The organism is Pseudomonas sp. BIGb0278 (assembly GCF_024809895.1).
GTDB lineage: Bacteria > Pseudomonadota > Gammaproteobacteria > Pseudomonadales > Pseudomonadaceae > Aquipseudomonas > Aquipseudomonas shirazensis.
The window spans coordinates 440,052-456,351 of the sequence record NZ_JANUEL010000003.1 but is presented as its reverse complement, the minus strand read 5'-3'; the positions used below and the strand labels follow the sequence as shown (position 1 = coordinate 456,351).

General features: G+C 62.5%; 15 protein-coding genes. 9 read left to right on the top strand and 6 right to left on the bottom strand.

Going from position 1 to position 16,300, the window contains the following annotated elements; genetic code table 11:
• The first annotated feature begins 6 nt into the window (after positions 1-6).
• From hisD to M2396_RS14780, 6 genes are all read left to right on the top strand, one after another.
• Entirely contained in the window at positions 7-1,332 is a 1,326-nt protein-coding gene (gene hisD / locus M2396_RS14805) for a histidinol dehydrogenase (RefSeq protein WP_101316886.1), read from the top strand.
• 2 nt (positions 1,333-1,334) lie between these two features.
• Complete coding sequence (gene hisC, locus M2396_RS14800) at positions 1,335-2,381, top strand: histidinol-phosphate transaminase (RefSeq protein ID WP_101316888.1); 1,047 nt, start codon at positions 1,335-1,337, stop codon at positions 2,379-2,381.
• A 272-nt stretch (positions 2,382-2,653) separates the two neighbouring features.
• Positions 2,654-3,304, top strand: a complete 651-nt coding sequence (locus M2396_RS14795; protein WP_101316890.1) for a FadR/GntR family transcriptional regulator — start codon at positions 2,654-2,656, stop codon at positions 3,302-3,304.
• 13 nt (positions 3,305-3,317) lie between these two features.
• Complete coding sequence (locus M2396_RS14790; RefSeq protein WP_259075722.1) at positions 3,318-4,604, top strand: MFS transporter; 1,287 nt, start codon at positions 3,318-3,320, stop codon at positions 4,602-4,604.
• A 93-nt stretch (positions 4,605-4,697) separates the two neighbouring features.
• Positions 4,698-5,168 (top strand): nuclear transport factor 2 family protein, encoded by a 471-nt coding sequence (locus M2396_RS14785; protein WP_150570828.1) that lies wholly within the window; start codon positions 4,698-4,700, stop codon positions 5,166-5,168.
• Between the two features lie 173 nt (positions 5,169-5,341).
• Complete coding sequence (locus M2396_RS14780; RefSeq protein WP_259075721.1) at positions 5,342-5,641, top strand: GIY-YIG nuclease family protein; 300 nt, start codon at positions 5,342-5,344, stop codon at positions 5,639-5,641.
• On the opposite strand, the gene yejK is transcribed toward M2396_RS14780, so the two are convergent.
• Complete coding sequence (gene yejK / locus M2396_RS14775; protein ID WP_101316898.1) at positions 5,622-6,629, bottom strand: nucleoid-associated protein YejK; 1,008 nt, start codon at positions 6,627-6,629, stop codon at positions 5,622-5,624. The two genes, M2396_RS14780 and yejK, sit on opposite strands and share 20 nt — an antisense overlap.
• A gap of 406 nt (positions 6,630-7,035) precedes the next feature.
• Between yejK and M2396_RS14770 the strand changes: the two genes are divergently transcribed.
• Positions 7,036-7,317 (top strand): HU family DNA-binding protein, encoded by a 282-nt coding sequence (locus M2396_RS14770; protein WP_029613585.1) that lies wholly within the window; start codon positions 7,036-7,038, stop codon positions 7,315-7,317.
• 48 nt (positions 7,318-7,365) lie between these two features.
• Here M2396_RS14770 and rlmF read toward each other — a convergent pair whose 3' ends face one another.
• From rlmF to M2396_RS14745, 5 genes are all read right to left on the bottom strand, one after another.
• Positions 7,366-8,322: a 23S rRNA (adenine(1618)-N(6))-methyltransferase RlmF gene (gene rlmF, locus M2396_RS14765; RefSeq protein ID WP_220633147.1), complete on the bottom strand. Its 957-nt coding sequence runs from the start codon at positions 8,320-8,322 to the stop codon at positions 7,366-7,368.
• A gap of 167 nt (positions 8,323-8,489) precedes the next feature.
• Complete coding sequence (locus M2396_RS14760; protein WP_150570831.1) at positions 8,490-11,336, bottom strand: valine--tRNA ligase; 2,847 nt, start codon at positions 11,334-11,336, stop codon at positions 8,490-8,492.
• Positions 11,337-11,485: 149 nt separating this feature from the next.
• A complete protein-coding gene (locus M2396_RS14755) occupies positions 11,486-11,854 on the bottom strand; it encodes a DNA polymerase III subunit chi (RefSeq protein ID WP_259075717.1) in 369 nt (122 codons plus the stop codon).
• Positions 11,855-11,859: 5 nt separating this feature from the next.
• Positions 11,860-12,288: a DNA polymerase III subunit chi gene (locus tag M2396_RS14750; protein ID WP_259075716.1), complete on the bottom strand. Its 429-nt coding sequence runs from the start codon at positions 12,286-12,288 to the stop codon at positions 11,860-11,862.
• Between the two features lie 47 nt (positions 12,289-12,335).
• Positions 12,336-13,826, bottom strand: coding sequence for a leucyl aminopeptidase (locus M2396_RS14745; protein ID WP_259075715.1), 1,491 nt, complete (start codon positions 13,824-13,826; stop codon positions 12,336-12,338).
• A 299-nt stretch (positions 13,827-14,125) separates the two neighbouring features.
• On the opposite strand from M2396_RS14745, the gene lptF reads away from it, so the two are divergent.
• A complete protein-coding gene (lptF, locus tag M2396_RS14740; protein ID WP_101316910.1) occupies positions 14,126-15,247 on the top strand; it encodes an LPS export ABC transporter permease LptF in 1,122 nt (373 codons plus the stop codon).
• On the top strand, positions 15,234-16,295 hold the full coding sequence (gene lptG / locus M2396_RS14735) for an LPS export ABC transporter permease LptG (protein ID WP_101316912.1): 1,062 nt from the start codon (positions 15,234-15,236) through the stop codon (positions 16,293-16,295). The genes lptF and lptG overlap by 14 nt, the downstream gene beginning before the upstream one ends.
• Positions 16,296-16,300: the final 5 nt, after the last annotated feature.

Genomic DNA, 16,300 nt, shown 5'->3' with positions numbered 1-16,300 from the left:
CTCGCCATGACCGTGTCCACTGCAATTGCCCGTCTCAACGCCGCTGATCCGGATTTCGCCCGACATCTGGATCATCTGCTGAGCTGGGAGAGTGTGTCCGATGACGCGGTCAACCAGCGCGTGCTCGACATCATCAAAGCCGTCCGTGAGCGCGGTGATGCCGCCTTGGTCGAGTTCACCCAGCGTTTCGATGGCGTGCAGGCGACCTCCATCAACGATCTGATTCTTGACCGTGCCCGGCTGGAGCTTGCGCTTACGCGGATTACCGCGAGCCAGCGTGAAGCCCTGGAAAAAGCCGCCGAGCGTGTGCGCAGCTACCACCAGCGGCAGAAGCAGGACTCCTGGCAGTACACCGAAGCCGACGGCACCGTGCTTGGCCAGAAGGTCACGCCACTGGACCGCGCTGGCTTGTACGTTCCCGGCGGCAAAGCGTCCTATCCGTCGTCGGTGTTGATGAACGCGATTCCGGCCAAGGTTGCCGGTGTTGGCGAAGTAGTTATGGTGGTGCCGACGCCGCGTGGCGAGCTCAACGAGCTGGTGCTCGCGGCGGCCTGCATCGCTGGGGTTGACCGGGTGTTCACGGTCGGCGGCGCTCAGGCCGTGGCTGCGCTTGCCTACGGTACCGAGAGCGTGCCGCAGGTCGACAAGATCGTCGGCCCGGGCAATATCTATGTGGCCACCGCCAAGCGCCATGTGTTCGGTCAGGTCGGCATCGACATGATCGCCGGCCCGTCGGAAATCCTGGTGGTCTGCGACGGCCAGACCGATCCGGACTGGATCGCCATGGACCTGTTCTCCCAGGCCGAGCACGATGAAGATGCCCAAGCCATTCTGGTCAGCCCGGATGCGGAGTTTCTGGATCGGGTGGCGGCCAGTATCGACAAACTGATGCCGACCCTGGAGCGCGCCGAGATCATCGAGAAGTCGATCAATGGCCGTGGTGCACTGATCCACGTGCGCGACATGCAGCAGGCCATCGAAGTGGCCAACCGGATTGCTCCGGAGCACCTTGAACTGTCGGTTGCCGACCCGCAGGCGTGGCTGCCGCAGATCCGCCACGCCGGTGCGATCTTCATGGGCCGCCACACCAGCGAGGCGCTGGGCGATTACTGCGCAGGCCCCAACCACGTCCTGCCAACCTCCGGCACCGCGCGCTTCTCGTCGCCGTTGGGCGTGTATGACTTCCAGAAGCGCTCGTCGATCATCTTCTGTTCCGAGCAGGGCGCTTCCGAGCTCGGCCACACCGCATCGGTGCTGGCCCGTGGCGAATCGCTGACGGCCCACGCCCGCAGCGCCGAATACCGTATCCGCACCACTGCCGAGGGCAACTGAACATGAGTCGATTCTGGAGCCCATTCGTCAAGGACCTGGTGCCTTACGTACCCGGCGAGCAGCCCAAGCTGACCCGCCTGATCAAGCTCAACACCAATGAAAACCCCTATGGCCCGTCGCCCAAGGCGCTGGAGGCCATGCGTGGGGAGCTGAACGACAACCTGCGGCTGTACCCGGACCCTAACAGTGACCGGCTCAAGCAGGCCGTGGCCGAGTATTACGGTGTGAGCAGCGGCCAGGTGTTTGTCGGCAACGGCTCGGACGAGGTGCTTGCGCACATTTTCCATGGCCTGTTCCAGCACGGCGCGCCGCTGCTGTTCCCTGATGTGAGCTACAGCTTCTATCCGGTGTACTGCGGTCTGTACGGCATTGCGTTCGAGCAGATCGCCCTGGACGAGCAGTTCCAGATCCGCGTCGAAGATTATGCCAAGCCCAACGGCGGCATCATCTTCCCCAACCCGAACGCGCCTACGGGCTGCCTGTTGGCGCTGGAGGCGATCGAGCAGTTGCTGCAGGCCAACCCTGACTCGGTGGTGGTGGTAGACGAAGCCTACATCGACTTCGGCGGCCAGACGGCGATCAGCCTGGTCGACCGTTACGACAACCTGCTGGTCACCCAGACCTTGTCCAAGTCGCGCTCGCTGGCCGGCCTGCGGGTAGGCTTGGCGGTGGGCCACCCGGACCTGATCGATGCGCTGGAGCGGATCAAGAACAGCTTCAACTCCTATCCGCTCGACCGCATGGCGATCGTCGGCGCCGCGGTAGCGTTCGAGGACCGCGAGTACTTCAACGAGACCTGTCGCCAGGTCATCGACAGCCGCGAGGCCTTGGTCGCGCAGCTGCAGGCCAAGGGTTTCGAGGTGCTGCCGTCAGCGGCCAACTTCATCTTTGCCCGCCACCCGCAGCACGACGCTGCCGAGCTTGCGGCGCGCCTGCGCGAGCAAGGGGTGATCGTGCGTCACTTCAAACAAGCGCGAGTTGCCCAGTTCCTGCGCATCACCATCGGTACGCCGCAGATGAACCAGGCGCTGGTCGATGCCCTGGGCTGAGTAAGCCAGGCGGCCCGGCCCTCACTTGCGAGGGCCGGCTTTGCTCATCGGACTTGATGACGATCGCCAACAGCAACAGCGTCAGTACCACCAGCCCGATGACGATACCCATGGCTACGTGGTTACGCATTCACGTTCAGCCCTGTAAAAAAGCGCTACAGCCTCCCAAAGCCGCACCGCAGCCGCAACTGACAAAAATGCCAAGTGGCGGCAGGCCAGCTTTCAGTTACAATCCGATAATTCGTAGGATGATTGGTTGAGTTGGCTGCGACATGGGAAATGAACTGATCAAGCGTTCGCTGGTGGAGCTGGCGGTCGAGCAATTGCGCCGGCGGATCGTCGAGGGCAGTTGGAAAGTAGGTGAGCGCCTGCCGACCGAGCCAGAGCTGGCCGCCGAGCTCGGCATCAGCCGCAATACCGTACGCGAGGCCATGCGCGTGCTTGCTTTCAGCGGTCTGGTCGAAGTCCGCCAGGGTGATGGCAGCTACCTGCGTACCGCGCAGGATCCGCTCCACGCGATACAGGCCATGGCCCGCTGCACGCCCGAACAGGCGCGCGAGACCCGCCACATTCTCGAGGCTGAAGCGATTGGTCTGGCAGCCCTGCGGCGCACCGAGCAGGACCTGCTGGAGCTGCGCGCAGCCCTTGCCGGCAGCGCCGAGCACTATCACGCCGACCTCGATACCTATGTGCACTGCGATCTGCTGTTCCACCAGCGCCTGGTCGATGCCGCGCACAACCCTGCCTTGAGCGAGCTGTACCGATACTTCTCCGGTGTCGTGGCCGCTGCCCTGGAACGCAACATGAGCGCGCTGCCGCGCTGCCAGGCGGTGTTCGATCTGCACGGAGAGATTCTCGATGCGGTTGAACAACGCGATCCGGAACGGGCCAAGCGTCTGTGCCGGGCCCTTATCGAATCCTGACTGCGAGACCATCATGGCTGACCAACTGACCCGCTCTGCGCCTGTGCGTGAGACCGAACTGGATGAACTGCTGATCGATGCCGAGGCCGATGACGAACAGGTGCAACAGCAGCCGCCAGCCATTCACCGGCCCTGGCTGTTGCTGTTGGGGCTGGTGCTGGTTGCGCTGAATCTGCGGCCGGCCTTGTCGAGCATGGCGCCAGTACTCGGCCAGGTTGCCGAGAGCCTGGGCCTGAGTGCTGCGCAGTCGGGCCTGCTGACGACCTTGCCGGTGCTGTGCCTGGGTTTGTTTGCGCCACTGGCGCCGTTGCTGGCACGCCGCTTCGGCAGTGAGCGGGTGGTATTGGGCATTCTCTTCACGTTGGCCCTGGGGATTGTCCTGCGCAGTACCTTCGGCGCGACCGGAGTATTTCTCGGCAGCCTGCTGGCGGGGGCGAGTATCGGCGTCATTGGCGTGCTCTTGCCCGGTATCGTCAAGCGCGACTTTCCCAAGCATGCCGGGACCTTGACCGGTGTCTACACCATGGCCTTGTGTCTGGGTGCAGCGCTGGCCGCTGGCGCCACCGTTCCGCTGAGCCACGCCCTGGGCGACAGCTGGTCGCTCGGGCTGGGCTTCTGGATGCTGCCGGCGCTGCTGGCGATGCTGGTGTGGTTGCCGCAGGCGAAGCAGCGGCATGCCGGGCACAAGGTCGCTTATCGCGTGCGTGGCCTGTGGCGTGACCCGCTGGCGTGGCAAGTGACGCTGTACATGGGCTTGCAGTCGTCGCTGGCGTATATCGTGTTTGGCTGGCTGCCGTCGATTCTGATCGGCCGTGGCCTGAGCCCCACCGAAGCAGGGCTGGTGTTGTCCGGTTCGGTCATCGTGCAGCTGATCAGCGCGCTGGGTGCGCCGTGGCTGGCGACCCGCGGCAAGGATCAGCGGCTGGCGATTGTGCTGGTCATGCTGGTAACACTGGTGGGTTTGTTTGGCTGCTTGTACGCGCCGTTGGGCGGGCTGTGGGGCTGGGCGGTGTTGCTTGGGCTGGGGCAGGGCGGCACTTTCGCCCTGGCGCTGACCCTGATCGTGCTGCGCTCCAAAGATGCCCACGTGGCCGCCAATCTGTCGAGCATGGCTCAAGGCGTCGGTTACACCCTGGCGTCGATGGGACCCTTTGCCGTTGGCGTGGTGCATGATCTGACGGGCGGCTGGGCTGCCTTGGGGTGGATCTTTGCCGTGATCGGTGGCGGTGCCATCCTGTTTGGCCTCAAGGCCGGCCGGGCCCTGCATGTACAGGTGACCTGTGAGCGTATCCAAGGCTGAGCAGGGCCTGGCATTCACCTGGCAAATGAGCGTGGCAATCCTTGGCGTCTGGCTTTATCGTGCCGCTGTTGACCCGGACCATGGATGCCACGCATGAGCGACACCTCACACGCCCTGATTACCCGCTTCTACCAGGCGTTCCAGCGCCTGGATGCCGAGGCCATGATCGCCTGTTACAGCGCGGACATCGTCTTCACTGACCCGGTCTTCGGTACTTTGCGCGGTCAGGAGGCGGGCGCCATGTGGCGCATGCTCACCTCGCGCGCGCAAGACTTCAGCCTGACCTTCGATCAAGTGCGTGGCGAGCCAGGCGGCGCCAGCGCGCATTGGGTGGCAACCTATCTGTTCAGCCAGACCGGGCGTACCGTGATCAACGATATCCGCGCACGGTTCGTGATCGAGGACGGTCTGATCACAGAGCACCATGACAACTTCGACCTGTGGCGCTGGTCGCGCCAGGCATTGGGCATGCCTGGCGTGCTGCTGGGTTGGACGCCGCTGCTGCAGAACAAGGTGCGTCAGCAAGCGCGCAAGGGCTTGCAGGCGTTTACCCGAGCCCGTTGAGCTGGTCTAGTCTGCACCAACCGCCTGTTCCTCCGGGGACTCGGCCTTATCCCACGCTGCGACGATCACCTCGTTCCACGGAAACGACAGCGTTGCGGCGAAGATTTTCTTGGACATGATGAAGCCCCGTTGATGTGGGGCTCATCAAGCTAATGCCGGGCAGGAGCAAAGTCGTGAGTGAACAAGTTCCGCCTCTGGCGGAAAAACCCTGGTACGTATACCTGGTGCGCGCGCTGAATGGCTCGCTGTACTGCGGTATCAGTGATGATCCGCAGCGCCGCTTCAAGGTGCACCAGCAGGGGCGTGGTGCGCGCTATTTCAAGACCAGCCCGGCGCAGGCGCTGGTCTATGTCGAAGCCTGGCCAGACCGCTCCGAGGCTTTGCGTCAGGAGCGGCTGGTGAAGAAGCTGCGCAAGTCGGCCAAGGAAGCCTTGGTCGCGTCCTGGTCTGGTTTTACTCAGCCCGACGCTTGAGCTGATCGATCAGCTGGGTTGGCAGGCCCTTGATGATCAAAGTGCCGGCTTCTTCGTCATACTCCACTTTTGACCCGAGCAAGTGCGCCTCGAAGCTGATCGACAAGCCTTCGGCACGGCCGGTGAAACGGCGGAACTGGTTCAGTGTGCGTTTATCCGCCGGGATCTCTGGCGACAGGCCGTAGTCCTTGTTGCGGATGTGATCGTAGAACGCCTTGGGCCGCTCTTCGTCGATCAGGCTGGAGAGCTCTTCAAGGCCGACCGGCTCGCCCATCTTGGTCTGGCTGGTGGCGTAGTCGACAAGGGTCTGGGTCTTCTCGCGCGCGGACTCTTCCGGCAGGTCTTCGCTCTCGACGAAATCACTGAAGGCCTTGAGCAGCGTGCGCGTTTCGCCGGGACCGTCGACGCCTTCCTGGCAGCCGATGAAGTCGCGGAAATACTCCGAGACCTTCTTGCCGTTCTTGCCCTTGATGAACGAGATGTACTGTTTGGAATTGAGGTTGTTCTTCCACTCCGACAGGTTGATCCGTGCGGCCAGGTGCAACTGCCCCAGGTCCAGGTGGCGCGAGGGCGTTACGTCGAGCTCGGCGTTCACGGCCACGCCGTCACTGTGGTGCAGCAGGGCAATCGCCAGGTACTCGGTCATGCCTTGCTGGTAATGGGCGAACAGCACGTGGCCGCCGGTGGAGAGGTTGGACTCTTCCATCAGCTTTTGCAGGTGCTCGACGGCGGTGCGACTGAAGGCGGTAAAGCCTTGCTCGTCGTTCAGGTACTGCTTGAGCCAGCCACTGAACGGGTAGGCACCGGACTCACCATGGAAGAAACCCCAGGCCTTGCCCTGCTTGGCGTTGTAGTTGTCGTTGAGGTCGGCCAGGAGGTTTTCGATGGCATCCGATGCAGCCAGCTCGTTATCCCGTGCGTGGAGCACGGCGGGGCTGCCATCGGGCTTCTTGTCGATCAGGTGGACGATGCAATGACGGATAGGCATGGAAAATCTCGGCAGTAGCTGGAGCGCGGTTTGCGAGTACTCGCGGGGCGCTGGGCAAAGTGGCTAAGTTTAACCCAGACCACCAGTGATGCAGTGGCCAGAAGTTGGCGCAAATAGCGGTTGCTGGTTTTTTGCTCAATTTTTGCCGATTTATGTGAAAAGCCCCGAATTAGCTGCATTAAATCGGCCTCGACAGCGGATATTTATCCAGTCCTGTGGTACTTTTCGCGGTCTTGCGCTGCATCAATGGCGCATCGCTGGCAGATCACTTGCGTTATGTCGAACCAAACGCCGATTTGTGTATCTACATACGCAATTGGCGCGGCCCGCCGGAATTACCGGGCTGGCCCGATACCGACGTAGCATGCTGCATAACCTCTGAATTTTTTAGGGAAGGAACACCACCATGGCATTGACCAAAGACCAACTGATTGCCGACATCGCCGAAGCAATCGACGCGCCAAAAACCACCGCTCGTAACGCCCTGGAGCAACTTGGCCAGATCGTTGCCGACCAACTGGAAAACGGCGCCGAAATCACTCTGCCAGGCATCGGCAAGCTGAAAGTCTCGGAGCGTCCTGCCCGTACCGGCCGCAACCCTTCGACTGGCGCTGCCATCGAAATCGCTGCCAAGAAAGTCGTCAAGTTCGTACCTGCGAAAGTGCTGACCGACGCCGTCAACAAGTAATTGTCGACGCTTGGATAAACCGCGCCCGGCTTGCCGGGCGCGGTTTTTTTACGCCTGCGATTTGCCCTGGCGCTGCGCATGCCAGGCTTTGCGCGCAGCTGCGTCGTGGAAGCTCCAGGCAACCACGCGGCTCTGTTTCTGCCCTTGGCCCATTGCCAGCGTCTGTACTGCTACGGCGCCAGCCTTTTTCAGTGCGGCTTCGATCACCGGCAGGTTACCCGCCTTGGACACCAGGCTGGTGAACCACAGCACCTGAGGCGCGCAAGCGACGCTCTCGCTGATCAGCTGGCTGACGAAGCGGATCTCGCCGCCTTCACACCACAGCTCATTGTTTTGCCCGCCGAAGTTCAACACCGGCAGCTTGCGCTTGGGGTCTTGCTTGCCGAGGTTTTTCCATTTGCGCTGGCTGCCACGGGTAGCCTCGTCGCGCGAGCTGTGGAAGGGTGGGTTGCTCAGCGTCACATCGAAGCGCTCGTCGGGCTGTAGCAGGCCGCTGAAGATGAGCTTGCTGTTGCTTTGCTGGCGCAGGGCAACGGCCTTATGGAGGCCATTGGCCTGCACGATGGCCTTGGCCGAAGCAAGCGCCACAGGGTCGATATCGGAGCCGAGGAAGCTCCAGCGGTAGTCGCTGTGGCCGAGCAGGGGATAGATGCAATTGGCGCCAACGCCGATGTCCAGCGCGCGCACCTGAGGGCCGCGGGGGATTTCACCGCCGTTATCGGCAGCCAGCAGATCGGCGAGGACGTGCAGGTAATCGGCGCGGCCAGGGATCGGCGGGCACAGGTAGTCGGCCGGAATATCCCAGTGCTGGATACCGTACTGAGCCTTGAGCAGGGCACGGTTGAACACGCGCACGGCTTCGGGGTTGGCGAAGTCGATGCTGGGGTTGCCGTAGGGGTTGGTGATAGTGAAGCGGGCCAGATCGGGGTGGGCCTTGATCAGGGCGGGAAAGTCGTAGCGGCCCTGGTGGCGGTTTCTCGGGTGCAGGGTGGGTTTTTCGGTCATGGTCGGATCCGGTGTTGCAAGCCTTGGGGCCGCTTTGCGGCCCTTTCGCGACACAAGGCCGCTCCTACAGTAACCGCGTCAGTCTAGGTGAACGCGGTCGGTGTAGGAGCGGCCTTGTGTCGCGAAACGAGGGCAAAGCCCTCGCCGCTCAGGTCAGCAATGTCGAGTTACAGCGCTGCAATCCGCGCATGCTGCTCGGTAAAGTTGGCCAGTGCCTGTTCGGCTTCGGCCAGCTTGGCGCGTTCCTTGTCGATCACCGCAGGCGGTGCCTTATCGACAAAGGCAGCATTCGACAGCTTGCCGCCAACGCGCTGGACTTCGCCCTGCAGACGCTGGATTTCCTTGTTCAGGCGCGCCAGCTCGGCATCCTTGTCGATCAGCCCAGCCATTGGCACCAGCACCTGCAGATCACCCACCAGTGCAGTCGCCGACAGCGGCGCTTCGTCGGCTTCACCGAGCACGGTGAACGACTCGACCTTTGCCAGCTTCTTCAGCAATGGTTCGTTTTCCTGCAGGCGGCGCTGGTCTTCGGCACCGGCGTTCTTGAGGAACAGCGGCAGCGGTTTGCCCGGGCCGATGTTCATCTCGGCGCGGATGTTGCGCAGGCCGTTCATCAGCTGTTGCAGCCATTCGATATCGCCTTCGGCAACGGTATCGATACGGCTCTCGTTGGCCACCGGCCACGGTTGCAGCATGATCGTCTTGCCGCTGACGCCGGCCAGCGGCGCGATGCGCTGCCAGATCTCTTCGGTGATGAAGGGCATGAACGGATGCGCCAGGCGCAGTGCCACTTCAAGTACCCGCACCAGCGTGCGACGCGTGCCACGGGCGCGCTCGATTGGGGCGTTTTCGTCCCACAGGACCGGCTTGGACAGCTCCAGGTACCAGTCGCAATACTGGTTCCAGATGAACTCGTAGAGCGCCTGGCTGGCCAGGTCGAAGCGGAACTGCTCCAGCTGACGGGTCACTTCGGCTTCGGTGCGCTGCAGCTGCGAGATGATCCAGCGATCAGCCAGCGACAGCTCGTAGGCTTCGCCGTTCTGGCCGCAGTCTTCGCCCTTGTCCAGCACGTAGCGCGCGGCGTTCCAGATCTTGTTGCAGAAGTTGCGATAGCCTTCGACGCGGCCCATGTCGAACTTGATGTCGCGACCGGTCGACGCCAGCGAGCAGAAGGTGAAGCGCAAGGCATCGGTGCCGTAGCTGGCGATGCCTTCCGGGAACTCGGCCTTGGTCTGCTTGGCGATCTTCTCGGCAAGTTTTGGCTGCATCATGCCGCTGGTGCGTTTTTCCAGCAGGGCATCGAGGGTGATACCGTCGACGATGTCCAGCGGGTCAAGCACGTTGCCCTTGGACTTGGACATCTTCTGGCCTTGGCCATCACGCACCAGCCCGTGCACATAGACGGTCTTGAACGGTACCTGCGGGGTGCCGTCCTCGTTTTTCACCAGGTGCATGGTCAGCATGATCATCCGGGCAACCCAGAAGAAGATGATGTCGAAACCGGTGACCAGCACGTCGGTGGAGTGGAATTTCTTCAGGAACTCGGTTTGCTCTGGCCAGCCGAGAGTGGAGAAGGTCCATAGCCCCGAGCTGAACCAGGTATCCAGCACGTCGTCGTCCTGACGCAGTACCACGTCGCTGCCCAGCTGATGCTTGGCGCGGACTTCGGCTTCGTTGCGGCCAACGTAGACCTGGCCGGCTTCGTCGTACCAGGCCGGGATGCGGTGGCCCCACCACAGCTGACGGCTGATGCACCAGTCCTGGATGTCGCGCATCCACGAGAAGTACATGTTTTCGTACTGCTTGGGCACGAACTGGATACGGCCGTCTTCAACGGCAGCAATCGCAGGCTCGGCCAGCGGCTTGGTCGACACGTACCACTGGTCGGTCAGCCACGGCTCGATGATGGTCCCGGAACGGTCGCCCTTGGGCACCTTCAGGGCGTGGTCATCGACGCTGACCAGCAAGCCCTGGGCATCCAGGTCGGCAACCATCTGCTTGCGCGCGACAAAGCGGTCGAGGCCGGCGTACTGCGCAGGCAGGCTGGTGTCGAGCTGCTCGTTGAGGCTGCCGTCGAGGTTGAACGCCTGGGCGTTGGCCAGCACCAGCGCATTCTTGTCGAAGATGTTCAGTAGCGGCAGGTTGTGACGCTTGCCGACTTCATAGTCGTTGAAGTCGTGGGCCGGGGTGATCTTCACGCAGCCGGTGCCGAACTCGGGATCGCAGTAGTCGTCGGCGATGATCGGGATAAGACGCCCGACCAGCGGCAGTTTGACGAACTTGCCGATCAGCGCCTGATAGCGCTCGTCGTTCGGGTTGACCGCAACCGCCGCGTCACCCAGCAGGGTTTCCGGGCGAGTGGTGGCGACTACCAGGTAGTCCTTGCCATCAGCGGTGGTGGCGCCATCGGCCAGCGGGTAGCGCAGGTTCCACAGGTGGCCCTTCTCGTCGTGGTTTTCCACTTCAAGGTCGGAGATTGCCGTGTGCAGCTTGGTGTCCCAGTTGACCAGGCGCTTGCCGCGGTAGATCAGGCCGTCTTCATGCAGACGCACGAAGGCTTCCTTGACCGCATCGGACAAGCCGTCATCCATGGTGAAGCGCTCGCGGCTCCAGTCGACCGACGAGCCCAGACGGCGGATCTGCCGGCTGATGTTGCCGCCGGACTGTTCCTTCCATTCCCAGACCTTGTCGAGGAACTGTTCGCGGCCCAGATCGTGGCGGCTCTGGCCTTTGGCCTCGAGCTGACGCTCTACCAGCATCTGCGTGGCGATACCGGCGTGGTCGGTGCCCGGCTGCCACAGGGTGTCGCGACCCTGCATGCGGCGGAAGCGGATCAGGGCATCCATGATCGCGTTGTTGAAACCATGGCCCATGTGCAGGCTGCCGGTCACGTTTGGCGGCGGGATCATGATGGTGTAGGACTCGCCTGCACCTTGTGGGGCGAAGTAGTTCTCGGACTCCCAGGTGTTGTACCAGGAAGTTTCAATGGCGTGCGGCTGGTAGGTCTTATCCATGCGCGGCGGGACCCTTAGGCATTAATTCGGGAAAGCCGAGCAGTATAACGGAGCGGCTGGTTGCACGCGACAGGCGCCTGAGTCGATCGCAGCGAGTGCTGCGTGCAGACTTCGCCAGCCGCCGCTACGCGGCACTGCGGGCTGTGCGGTTACTCGGGGCGCTTGAGCAGGCGCTCCATGCGGGCATCGAGGCGGCGCTTGATTTCGGTCTCGATGTGCGGGGTATAGTCGTTGATGACGTCCTGCATGATCAACTGCGCGGCAGCACGCAGCTCGGCGTCCAGCCGCAGCAAGGTGTCCTGGCGGCGCGCCTGGGCAGCGTCGTCGTCCTCGGCTTCGATTTCGGCCACGGGCGGCGGCGCATGGTTGCCTTGCGGCTCGTCGAGCACTAGCGGGATTTGCTCGACGGTATCGGTCAGCAGCGGCGGTTGCAGGTTGTCGTCGCCCAGCAGCACCCGAATCGACTCGAGATCATCCAGCAGGTGGGCGGAGGTAGGCAGAGAAGAAGGCTTGTCCATCGTCGTTAAAGTCGCTGTAGGCGGTGATTGTGCAGAGCATAGCCCTGTTCCCGGTAGAAACGGAACCGTTCTCGGGCCGCCTCGCGAATCGCTGGCGCCTCGACGACGATTTCCGCTACACGCTGGAAGTTGCCGACAAAGCCTGGCACTTCGCCGCCAAGGTTGATCAGCAGGTCGGCATGGCTGCCGGCATCGTTGCCCAGGCCCAGCACCACCACCGCGTTGGCATCGACCTCGGCCAGATCGTGCGGCACAAAGGCTTCGCCCTTGAACTGCCACAGGCGTTGGTCGAGCTGAGCGCGCTGGGCGGCATCCTCGCAATGCAGGTACACCCGATGGCCCAGCCGCCAGGCTTTCTCGCACAGCTTGCAGGCAAAATCCAACCGCGCGTCGAGGGCGTCGGTAGGCAGCACATAGAAGTCTACTTGGCTCATGATTCAGTCCGTTGGCGGCAGCCCCTGCGGGCTGCCGCCGTGCCCGGTCAGGCGTTGGCGCGGTCGAGCAGGTACTGGGTCAGCATCGGCACCGGGCGGCCAGTGGCGCCCTTGTCCTTGCCGCCGCTGATCCAGGCGGTGCCGGCGATGTCCAGGTGGGCCCAGTTGTAGGCTTTGGCAAAGCGCGACAGGAAGCAGGCAGCGGTGATGGTGCCGGCCTTTGGCCCGCCGATGTTGGCGATGTCGGCGAACGGGCTGTCGAGCTGCTCCTGATACTCATCGAACAGTGGCAGCTGCCAGGCGCGGTCGTCGGCGCGCTTGCCGGCGTCGAGCAGTTGCCCGAGCAGTTCGTCGTTGTTGCCGAGCATGCCGGTGGTGTGGCTGCCTAGAGCGACGATGCAGGCGCCGGTGAGGGTGGCGATGTCGATCACCGCCTGCGGCTTGAAGCGCTCGGCGTAGGTCAGGGCGTCACACAGCACCAGACGGCCTTCGGCGTCGGTGTTGAGGATTTCGACGGTTTGCCCGCTCATGGTGGTGACGATGTCGCCCGGGCGAGTGGCATTGCCGCTCGGCATGTTCTCGGCACAGGCGAGGATGCACACCAGGTTGATCGGCAGCTTCAGTTCAAGCACGGCGCGCAGGGTGCCGAACACGCTGGCGGCGCCGCACATGTCGTACTTCATTTCATCCATGCCGGCGCCAGGCTTGAGGCTGATGCCGCCGGTGTCAAAGGTGATGCCTTTACCGACCAGAACGTAGGGTTTTTCGCTTTTTTTGCCGCCCTGGTACTGCATGACGATCAAGCGTGGCGGCTGCTCGCTGCCCTGGCCGACCGCATAGAAGGCACCCATGCCCAGTTCTTTGATTTTTTTCTCGTCGAACACTTCGACCTTGAGGCCCTTGTGCGTCTTGCCCAGCTCTTTGGCCTGTTCAGCCAGGAACACCGGGTGGCACAGGTTAGGCGGCAGGTTGCCGAGGTCGCGAGTGAAGGCCATGCCGCTGGCAATCGCGGTAGCGTGCTGCACGGCGCGTTCGACTTCGGCCAAGCCAGCCTTGTCGGCCAGCAGGGTAATTTTCTTCAGGGCGCGCGGCTCGGCTTTCTGGCTCTTGAAGCGGTCGAACACGTACTCGCCATCGAGCAGGCTTTCAGCCAGCAGACGGTATTTGCCGTAATGACCTTCGCGGCCAGTGATGGCGATATCGTCCAGCGCCAGTACGGCATCGCTGCCACCGAGGTTTTTCAGCACGCCGGTGACAGCGCTGGCCAGCTTGCGCCAGCTGCGGTCGCCAAGGTCATCCTTGCCGCTGCCGACCAGCAGCACGCGCTCGGCCTTCAAGCCGGCCAGACCGTGCAGAAGCAGGGTCTGGCCCGGCTTGCCGGCCAGGTCGCCGCGCTTGAGCACGGCGCTGATGGCGCCGTTGCTGGCTTCGTCGACAGCCTTGGCGATTTCACCGAGCTTGCGCCCTTCGCCAACGGCCAGTACCAAAGTGGCGGTTTTCACCGATGCAGCAGCTACGCTCTTTACAACCAGTTCCATGTACGGGTCCCCGAATGGTCAGTCAGATAGCGCATGGGCTTTTGTCAGCCCTGGATACGCTCGATGCGAGCCTGGCCGCGTACTCGCGTGCCAGCAGGAAAGCTGCCAGTTTGAGCCTCGCGCAAGCGTGCTGACAACCCCGATGTCTGCGCTGATGCGTAGCCAAGTGACAGGCGAGGGCAATCACAGGATAATGCGCGCACTTTACATGGAGGTTCGCCCCTGGCGAACCGGCATTGGTCTTGGCTGTCTGAAGCCATTGTTTGGCGTCCGCCCCTGACAACCCAGGAGTGTCTGGTTTGATCGTCTTTCGTTATTTGTCCCGCGAGGTCCTGCTGACCTTGAGCGCCGTCAGCGCTGTGCTGCTGGTGATCATCATGAGCGGGCGTTTCATCAAATACCTGGCGCAGGCCGCACAGGGGGTTCTTGACCCGAGCGTGCTGTTCCTGATCATGGGCTTCCGGCTGCCGGGTTTCCTGCAGTTGATCCTGCCATTGGGGCTGTTCCTGGGTATCTTGCTGGCTTATGGCCGGCTGTACCTGGAAAGCGAAATGACCGTGCTGTCTGCCACCGGCATGAGCCAGCAGCGTCTGCTCGCCATGACCTTGGCACCGGCTGCGCTGGTGGCACTGCTGGTGGCCTGGCTGAGCCTGAGCCTGGCCCCGCAGGGCGTCGCGCAGGTGCAGCAGATCATCTCTCAGCAGGATGCGCTGACCGAGTTCGATACCTTGGTGCCTGGGCGTTTCCAGACCTTGCGTGACGGCTCGCGGGTGACCTACACCGAGCAACTGTCGGACGACCGCGTCAACCTCAGTGGCGTGTTCATCTCCGAGAAGCGCTTCAATCAGGACAAGACCAAGGACCGCGCGCCTTCGGTGCTGGTGGCTGAAAAGGGCCACCAGGAAGTACAGGCCGACGGCAACCGCTACCTGGTGCTGGAAAACGGCTATCGCTACGACGGTAACCCCGGCCAGGCCGATTACCGCGCGATCAAGTACGACACCTATGGCGTATTGCTGCCCAAGCCTGAGGTCAGCGAAGAAGTCACCGAGCGTGAAGCCATCCCGACTTCCGAGCTGTTCGGCCAGACGGGCCTGCGTGAGCGCGCCGAGCTGCAGTGGCGCTTGTCGCTGCCGCTGCTGGTATTCATCGTGACCCTGATGGCGGTGCCGCTGTCGCGGGTCAACCCACGCCAAGGGCGCTTCCTCAAACTGTTGCCGGCGATTCTTCTCTACATGGCTTACCTGACAATGCTGATTTCCGTACGCGGCGCCCTCGAGAAGGGCAAGCTGCCAATGGCCCTGGGCATGTGGTGGGTGCACGGGTTGTTCCTGCTCATCGGCCTGGGCCTGATGTACTGGGAACCGATGCGTCTGAAACAGGCTGCACGGCGCGCGGAGGTGACCCGTGGCCAAGCTTGATCGTTATATCGGCATGAGCGTGCTGGTGGCCATTCTGGCGGTCCTCGGCATCATTCTCGGGCTGGCTTCGCTGTTTGCCTTCATCGATGAGATGGGTGACCTGAGCGACACCTACAGCGTGCTCGACGCCAGTTACTTCGTGTTACTGACCGCGCCGCGGCGGCTATACGAGATGCTGCCGATGGCGGCCTTGATCGGCTGCCTGATCGGTCTTGGCAGCCTGGCCAGCAGCAGCGAGCTGACCATCATGCGTGCGGCGGGCGTGTCCATCGGGCGCATCGTCTGGGCAGTGATGAAACCGATGCTGGTACTGATGCTGGTTGGTCTGTTGATCGGCGAATACATCGCGCCGGTGACGGAGAACAAGGGGCAGGCCGAGCGGTCGCTTGCTCAGGGTGGCGGTGAGGCGCAGAGCTCCAAGCGCGGTATGTGGCACCGGCAGGGTGATGAGTATGTGCACATCAACTCGGTGCAGCCCAATGGCTTGTTGTTGGGTGTGACCCGTTATCGCTTTGATGCCGAGCGCAAGATCATCACCTCGAGCTTTGCTCGTCGTGCTACCTACAGCACTGATCATTGGCAGCTGAATGACGTCACTACTACGCACTTCCGCGGGGATCACACTGAGGTGATCAAGGCGCCGGAAGAGCGTTGGGATGTGTCGGTTACGCCTGAGCTGCTCAATACCGTGGTGTTGGCGCCTGAGTCGCTGTCGATTACCGGGTTGTGGGATTACATCCATTACCTGGCTGATCAGGGGCTGAACAATGCGCGTTACTGGTTGGCGTTCTGGGGCAAGGTGTTGCAACCGGTGGTGACGGCGGCGCTGGTGTTGATGGCGATCTCGTTTATCTTTGGGCCGTTGCGGTCGGTGACCTTGGGGCAACGGGTGTTTACCGGTGTGCTGGTTGGGTTCACCTTCAAGATTGCTCAGGATTTGCTGGGGCCTTCTAGTCAGGTGTTTGGCTTCCCGCCGTTGTTGGCGGTGCTGTTGCCGGCTGGTATTTGTGCGTTGGCTGGGGTTTGGTTACTGCGTCGGGCTGGGTGATCTGG